Below are 5861 nucleotides of genomic sequence, written 5' to 3'. Positions count from 1 at the left end.
TCCGTCCTGGCTGGCTCCGCTCGGGGTGGGGTAAGGGGACGTACGTGAGCTCCCCTCCCGAAAACGTGGCCCTCGATTTGTTGCGTGCCACCCGGCGCGTCATCCGCGACCGGACGCGTGCTCCCAGCTACTGGGCCGCGGCGGATCGCTTCTCCTCGCTGTGGCTCGGCGGGCCCCTGCGCTCGACCTCGGAGTTCTACCTCGCGGCCGGGCCGGATCTCGCCATCATCGACTCGCTCTATGAGGAGGCGATGCTCTCCGCGGACGCCGTGGACGCGCTGCCGAGACTCACCCGGCGGATCCAGGAGATGGTGGAGCCCGAAGCGGCCTCGCGGTTGCTCCAACGGTACGAGGCGGGGCTCCCCGAGGTGGACTTCCTGGAAGCGACCCGGGTGATCATCGCCACGCTGACCCTCCAGGGGTACTCGGCGCTCCAGGGGAGGGGCTCGCCCCGGCTGGCCTCGCGGTGGTTGGAGGCCTGGGCCGAGGCCCTGGGCCAGCAGAACCTCCAGCAGCAGCGGGTCTGCGGTTTAGGCGTGCTGGCACGGCTGCCTCCCGAGGCCCGGCCGCTGTCCCTGGCGCGGCTGGACCTGCCGCCCGAGGCGCTGGTGCCGGGCAGCACCTCCTTCTCCGAGGGTGTGACGGAGTTCCTGGAGCGGTACGGGGGGACCAGCGCGGCGCCGGTGGCCGTGATCGGCACCCTGGCCTTCTCCACGTTGCCCACCGAGGAAGTGGAAGTGCTGCTGGAGCTGTTCACCGGCGAGGCGGGCCTGCTCTCCGCCATCTCAGGACTCTTCCGGCTGGCGCAGGATGTGAGTTTCGATCCGACCGAGGCGATGAGTACCGGCGTGTTCGCCACTGCGGCCGAGCAGCGCCGGAATCTCCTGGAGATCATCTCGGACGGAAAATTCTCCAAGACACAGCTGGACGAGCGGTTGCGCGAGGCCTGGGCGATCCACGCGGCCCGGACGCGCCGTGCGTTCGAGGAGCTGCTCGCCGCACGAGGGCAGGGCGTGGGCATGGCGACGCTCTCCACCTTGCTCCAGGCGCTCTTCCAGGTGCTGGCGCGACTGGTGCCAGGAACCTGGAAGTCGGAGTAAGAATACATTCCATGGAGCCGTCCGCGCCCGCATTCGATGTGAAGCAGCTGGAGAAACTGCGCGTCCTTCAGGATGAGTCCGAGCCGAACGCGGTGGCGAATCTCGCGCGCGGTTTCCTCTCGCGTGCGTCGCAGCGGCTCGGACGGATGAGGGCGCTGCTGTCTTCGGGGGATGCCGCGACGCTCGCGAACGAGGCCCATGGGCTGGCGTCGAGCAGCGGCATGTTCGGGCTGATGCGGGTGCGCGTGCACTGCAAGGCGCTGGAGAACTTCGTGCGGGATGAGGGGCTCGCGGACGCGGGACCGCTCCTCGCGGATCTGGAGCGGGCGTACCTGGAGGCCCAGCCCCTGCTGATGATCGAGCTGGGCCTCGAGGACGGTCGTTGACTCCGCTCCAGACAGCTACAGCCCTGTAGCACCCTGTCCCTCCCTGTAGCGAAGGCCGCGTCCGAAGCCGGTAGGTCGACGTTTGGCGCCTCGGAGCGCCGGATCACGCCGGGCCGGAGGACTCAGGGGGTAGACGACCCGGGACAGGCGACGCAGATCGCGATCGTGGATCACCCCAGGACGCTCACCGCGGGCTCCGTCACCGGTTCCGCGATCAGCCCGAGAGGCTGAGGGCTCGTCCTGCCAGGAGTGCGCGACAGGGTGCTACAGGTCGAATGGGACGTGGAAACCGGCGAGTGCCGGACGCACACGGGGATCGCGGGCGCGAAGCGCCGGGTCCTGGGGAGGCGGTAACATGGCCGGTTTGGACTGGGTACAGGTGGACGTGGGTTTCCCCATGAGCCTCGCGGTGGTGTGTGCCGCGCGGGCACTGGGGATGGATCGACGGGCCTTCCTGGGGGCCATGGTGGAGCTCCAGATCTGGGCGGTGCAGGCGCTGCCCTCCGGGCGATTCGAGCCCTTCGCCGCGTCCGCCGGACAGGCCGCGGACGCGTCCGCGGACGAGGCCGTGTGGTGCGAAGCGGTGGAGAGCGCGGTGCGGTGGACGGGCGCGCCCGGTGCCTTCTGGAACGCGCTGCTGCGGGCGAGAATCCTGGTGCGCGAGGAGGAGTGCGTCCGCCTCACGCTCTGTGATCGCTACGTCCAAGTGCTTGAAAAGAGGAGCAAGGAGGCCGAGCGCAAGCGCCGGGAGCGCGCCAACAAGGCCGCGGCGGCGTCCGGCGGACGTCCGGCGGACGCGCCAGGGACGTCCTCGCCTAGAAAGAGAAGAGAGAAGGAGAGTGAGAAGGAAAGTCTTTCTTCTGCAGCAGGGCAGGAGGGCAGGGCGTCCGTGGGACGGCTCACGCCTGTCCCGACGCCGCCGGACGAGGACGTGTCCGTGGAAGCCGACCCCATCCAGCTCGCCCTTCCTGGCACGCACCTGGTGCCCGCCTCTCCTCCCGCCGAGGAGCGGTGCCAGGTCGCCGTGATCGCCGCCACCCCCCCGGTTTCTCGAGCAGCGGCCTTCTTCGAGGCCTTCCAGGACGAGCGCGGCAAGGCCTTCCCGGGCGTGCCTCGCGAGGACATGCCGGCGGGGTGGGCGGACTGGTACGGGCATGCCCTGGCGAAGGTGGGAGGCGACGAGGGCCGTCTGCTGGCGGCCTGCCGGGGCTACCTCCAGTCCGACTGGGGCCGCTCCCGCCAGCCGATGGGGACCGCCCTGGCCTTCTGCACGCCGAAGGTCTGGGTGCGGTACGTGCCGACTCCTCGGCCCGAGCCGGTGGAGGAGTCCGGCCCGCCGTCCGTGGACGTATCCACGGAGGCCGGCCGCAGGTGGCAGGCGTGCCTCTCCTGGCTGTACGACAACGGCAAGCGCTACGCCCTCTCGTGGCTCACCCGGGCCCGGCCCGTGGGCGTGGAGGACGGGCTCCTGGTGCTCTCCGTGCCGGACCTCTACTTCCGCCAATGGGTGGAAGAGCACTACGGCGAGGTGGTGGAGCACGTGGTGCGGGACTTCGGCCTCGGGGGCGTGCGCTGGCTGCTGCCCACGGACGAGGAGCGGACGGCGGCGGGCGTGGCGTCGTAGTCGAGCGAAGGGGCGTGCCGCTCCGTGAACCGTGCTATCGCGCGGCTCCTGGCTCGTGAAGTCAACACGAACCATCAAAGAGGGGGACGGTCATGAATCCTGGAGTCGAGCTGCGGGACTACAACCGCGAGGCGTGGAACCGGCAGGTGGCCAAGGGAGATCGGTGGACGCTGCCCGTGGGGCCAGAGGTCATCGCCGCGGCGCGCCGGGGCGAGTGGAGCGTGGTGCTCACTCCGCGCAAGCCCGTGCCGCGCGCGTGGTTCGGGGACCTGACGGCCAAGGACGTGCTGGGCCTCGCGAGCGCCGGAGGGCAGCAGGGCCCGGTGCTCGCTGCGGCGGGAGCGCGCGTCACGGTGTTCGACAACTCTCCCTCCCAGCTCGACCAGGATCGCAAGGTGGCCGAGCGCGAGGGCCTGTCCATCCGCCTGGTGGAGGGGGACATGCGCGACCTCTCGGTCTTCGCGGACGAGAGCTTCGACCTCATCTTCCACCCCTGCTCCAACAGCTTCGTGGATGACGTGCGGCCCGTGTGGCGCGAGGCCTTTCGCGTGTTGCGGCCCGGTGGGGTGCTGCTCTCGGGGCTCTCCAACCCGGTCACCTTCCTGTTCGACCCGGAGCTGGAGAAGCAGGGGGTGCTCCAGCTCAAGTACCGGATGCCGTACTCGGATCTGACGAGCCTGACCGACGAGGAGCGCCGCCGGTACACCGACGCGGGCGAGCCCCTGTGCGTCGCGCACTCGCTGGAAGATCAGCTGGGCGGGCAGCTCGAGGTGGGCTTCCTGCTCGCCGGTTTCTACGAGGACAAGCACGTCGAGGGAGACCGGCTGTCCGAATACCTGCCAGGATTGTTCTTCGGCACCCGGGCCCTGAAGCCCTCGAAGGGGGGAGCACCATGAGTCTCAGCGAACGCCTTCAGTCCTACATGCGCCACGCCGCCAGGGAGCGTTACGAGGCCATTCCGGTCAAGCCCTTCACGGTGTTCCTCCACGCCTTCGACCCGCTCATCTACTTCAACTACGCCATCCCGGACGGGTCCGTGACGGGCGACGTGCGCGAGCCCCTGCGGCGGCTCCGGGCGGAGTTCCAGGAGCGCAAGCGGGTGCCCCGCTTCGAGTACGTCGCCGAACTGGCGCCGAACCTGGAGGCCGCGCTGCTCGCCAACGGCTTCCGGCTGGAGGCCGAGGCGCGGGTGATGGTCTGCACGCGCGAGAGCTTCACCCCCACGCCCATGCCGGAGGGGCTCTCGTTCTCGGTCCTCACGTCCGAGTCCTCGCGCGAGGAGATCCGGGTGTACTGCGAGACCGCGCGGCGGGGCTTTTCCCAGGACGAGTCCTACGAGGCGTCCGAGGAGGAGGTTTCCAAGACGTTGGGAGAGCTGAAGGAGGGGAGGTCGGTGCTGGGGCGCGTGGAGGGAGTGCCGGCCGTGGTGGGCACCTTCACCGCGCCGCACGGAGGCATCGCCGAGCTCGGAGGGGTGGCGACGCTGGAGCGCTTCCGCAAGCGGGGCCTCGGCAGCGCGGTGACATCTCGGGTGGCGCGGGAGGCCTTCGAGGGGAGCGTGGACGTGCTGTTCTTGAGCACGGTGACGGAGGAGGCCGGTCGCATCTACGAGCGGGTGGGTTTCCGGTTCCTGACGCGGATGCTCTTCCTGGTCGATGCCGCGCACCCGGAGGGCGCCACGGCCCCGGTGTCGGGGTAGCGGGTGTGCTCGGTCCCTCGCACTCCAGGCTGGCAGGGGGGCCGTTTTGTTCTCAGCGGCGCGCGGGCGCGGTAGCTTGGCGGGAGATGGAGACCCACCTCGCGCGCGCGCTCGTGTGCCTCGTTGTCCTGCTTGCTGGAGTGGTCCATGCGGCCGAGGCGCCTGATGCCTCCCGTCCCCGGACCGTGCTGCTGCTCGGTGACAGCCTGATCGTCACCAGCTTTGGCGAGCACCTGGAGACCCTGCTGAACGCGCGGCCGGGGATCCGCGCCGTGCGGCGGGCGAAGTCCTCCACGGGCCTCTCCCGGCCCGACTTCTTCGACTGGATGGCGACCGGGCGCGAGGAGGTCGAGCGCCACCAGCCCGACGTGGTCGTCGTCATCATGGGAGGCAACGACGGGCAGGGGCTTACGGATGGGAAGGGCAAGGCCCAGGTGCAGTGGGGCGCGTCTGGGTGGACGTCCGCCTACCGCCAGCGCGTCGAGACCTTCCTGGGTCTCCTCGCGGCGCCCGGCCGGAAGATCCTCTGGGTCGAACTGCCTGTCACCGGGCTGAAGAACTTCGAGCGCAAGCTGGGCATCATCCGCCCCCTGCTGCGTCAGGCCGTCGCGTCGCGCGAGGACTCGGTGCACCTCGAAACGAAGTCGTTCTTCACCGATGGGAGGGGCGCCATGCTGAAGGAGGCCCGGGTCGACGGCTTCCGCAAGCCGATGCGGCTGAAGATGGACGATGGGGTCCACTTCACGCTCGCGGGCGGCCGGTACTTCGCCAGCAGGGTGTTCCCCTCGGTACTCGCGCTGCTCGAGTCCGTCGAGGACACGCGGCCCTCCCCCTCGGACGAGGCCATGACGGAGCCTGCGGTCTGCCGCGAGGGCGATGCGGCCTCCGAGGTACCGATGATGCCCGTGGCCTTCTGTAGCCCGTGAGCGCGTAGAGTCCGCGACATGAGCGCGGACGACAAGAAGGATGGCTACACCCCCGGCGACGTCTTCCACTCGGGGAAGCAGCCCGTGTACGCGGGGAGCCCTGGCTTCGCGGTGAACAAGAAGGCG

General features: G+C 69.8%; 6 protein-coding genes. All 6 read left to right on the top strand.

Translation table 11 applies throughout. The features are described from left to right. Positions 1 to 1100: hypothetical protein (locus VF794_RS39910; RefSeq protein WP_331118996.1), on the top strand; the 1100-nt coding region annotated here is incomplete at its 5' end. An 11-nt stretch (positions 1101 to 1111) separates the two neighbouring features. Then, positions 1112 to 1486, top strand: a complete 375-nt coding sequence (locus tag VF794_RS39905; RefSeq protein WP_331118994.1) for an Hpt domain-containing protein — start codon at positions 1112 to 1114, stop codon at positions 1484 to 1486. Positions 1487 to 1841: 355 nt separating this feature from the next. Continuing rightward, entirely contained in the window at positions 1842 to 3110 is a 1269-nt protein-coding gene (locus VF794_RS39900) for a DnaA N-terminal domain-containing protein (RefSeq protein ID WP_331118993.1), read from the top strand. A 92-nt stretch (positions 3111 to 3202) separates the two neighbouring features. Further along, complete coding sequence (locus VF794_RS39895; protein WP_331118991.1) at positions 3203 to 4006, top strand: class I SAM-dependent methyltransferase; 804 nt, start codon at positions 3203 to 3205, stop codon at positions 4004 to 4006. Then, positions 4003 to 4809 carry a GNAT family N-acetyltransferase gene (locus tag VF794_RS39890; protein WP_331118989.1) on the top strand — a complete coding sequence of 269 codons (807 nt, stop codon included), beginning with the start codon at positions 4003 to 4005 and terminating at the stop codon, positions 4807 to 4809. Before VF794_RS39895 ends, VF794_RS39890 begins: the two co-directional genes overlap by 4 nt. 86 nt (positions 4810 to 4895) lie before the next feature. Continuing rightward, positions 4896 to 5735: a DUF459 domain-containing protein gene (locus VF794_RS39885; protein ID WP_331118987.1), complete on the top strand. Its 840-nt coding sequence runs from the start codon at positions 4896 to 4898 to the stop codon at positions 5733 to 5735. Positions 5736 to 5861 lie beyond the last annotated feature (126 nt).

The organism is Archangium sp. (assembly GCF_036389735.1).
Classification (GTDB): domain Bacteria; phylum Myxococcota; class Myxococcia; order Myxococcales; family Myxococcaceae; genus Archangium.
This window is presented reverse-complemented; position numbering and strand designations above follow the sequence as displayed.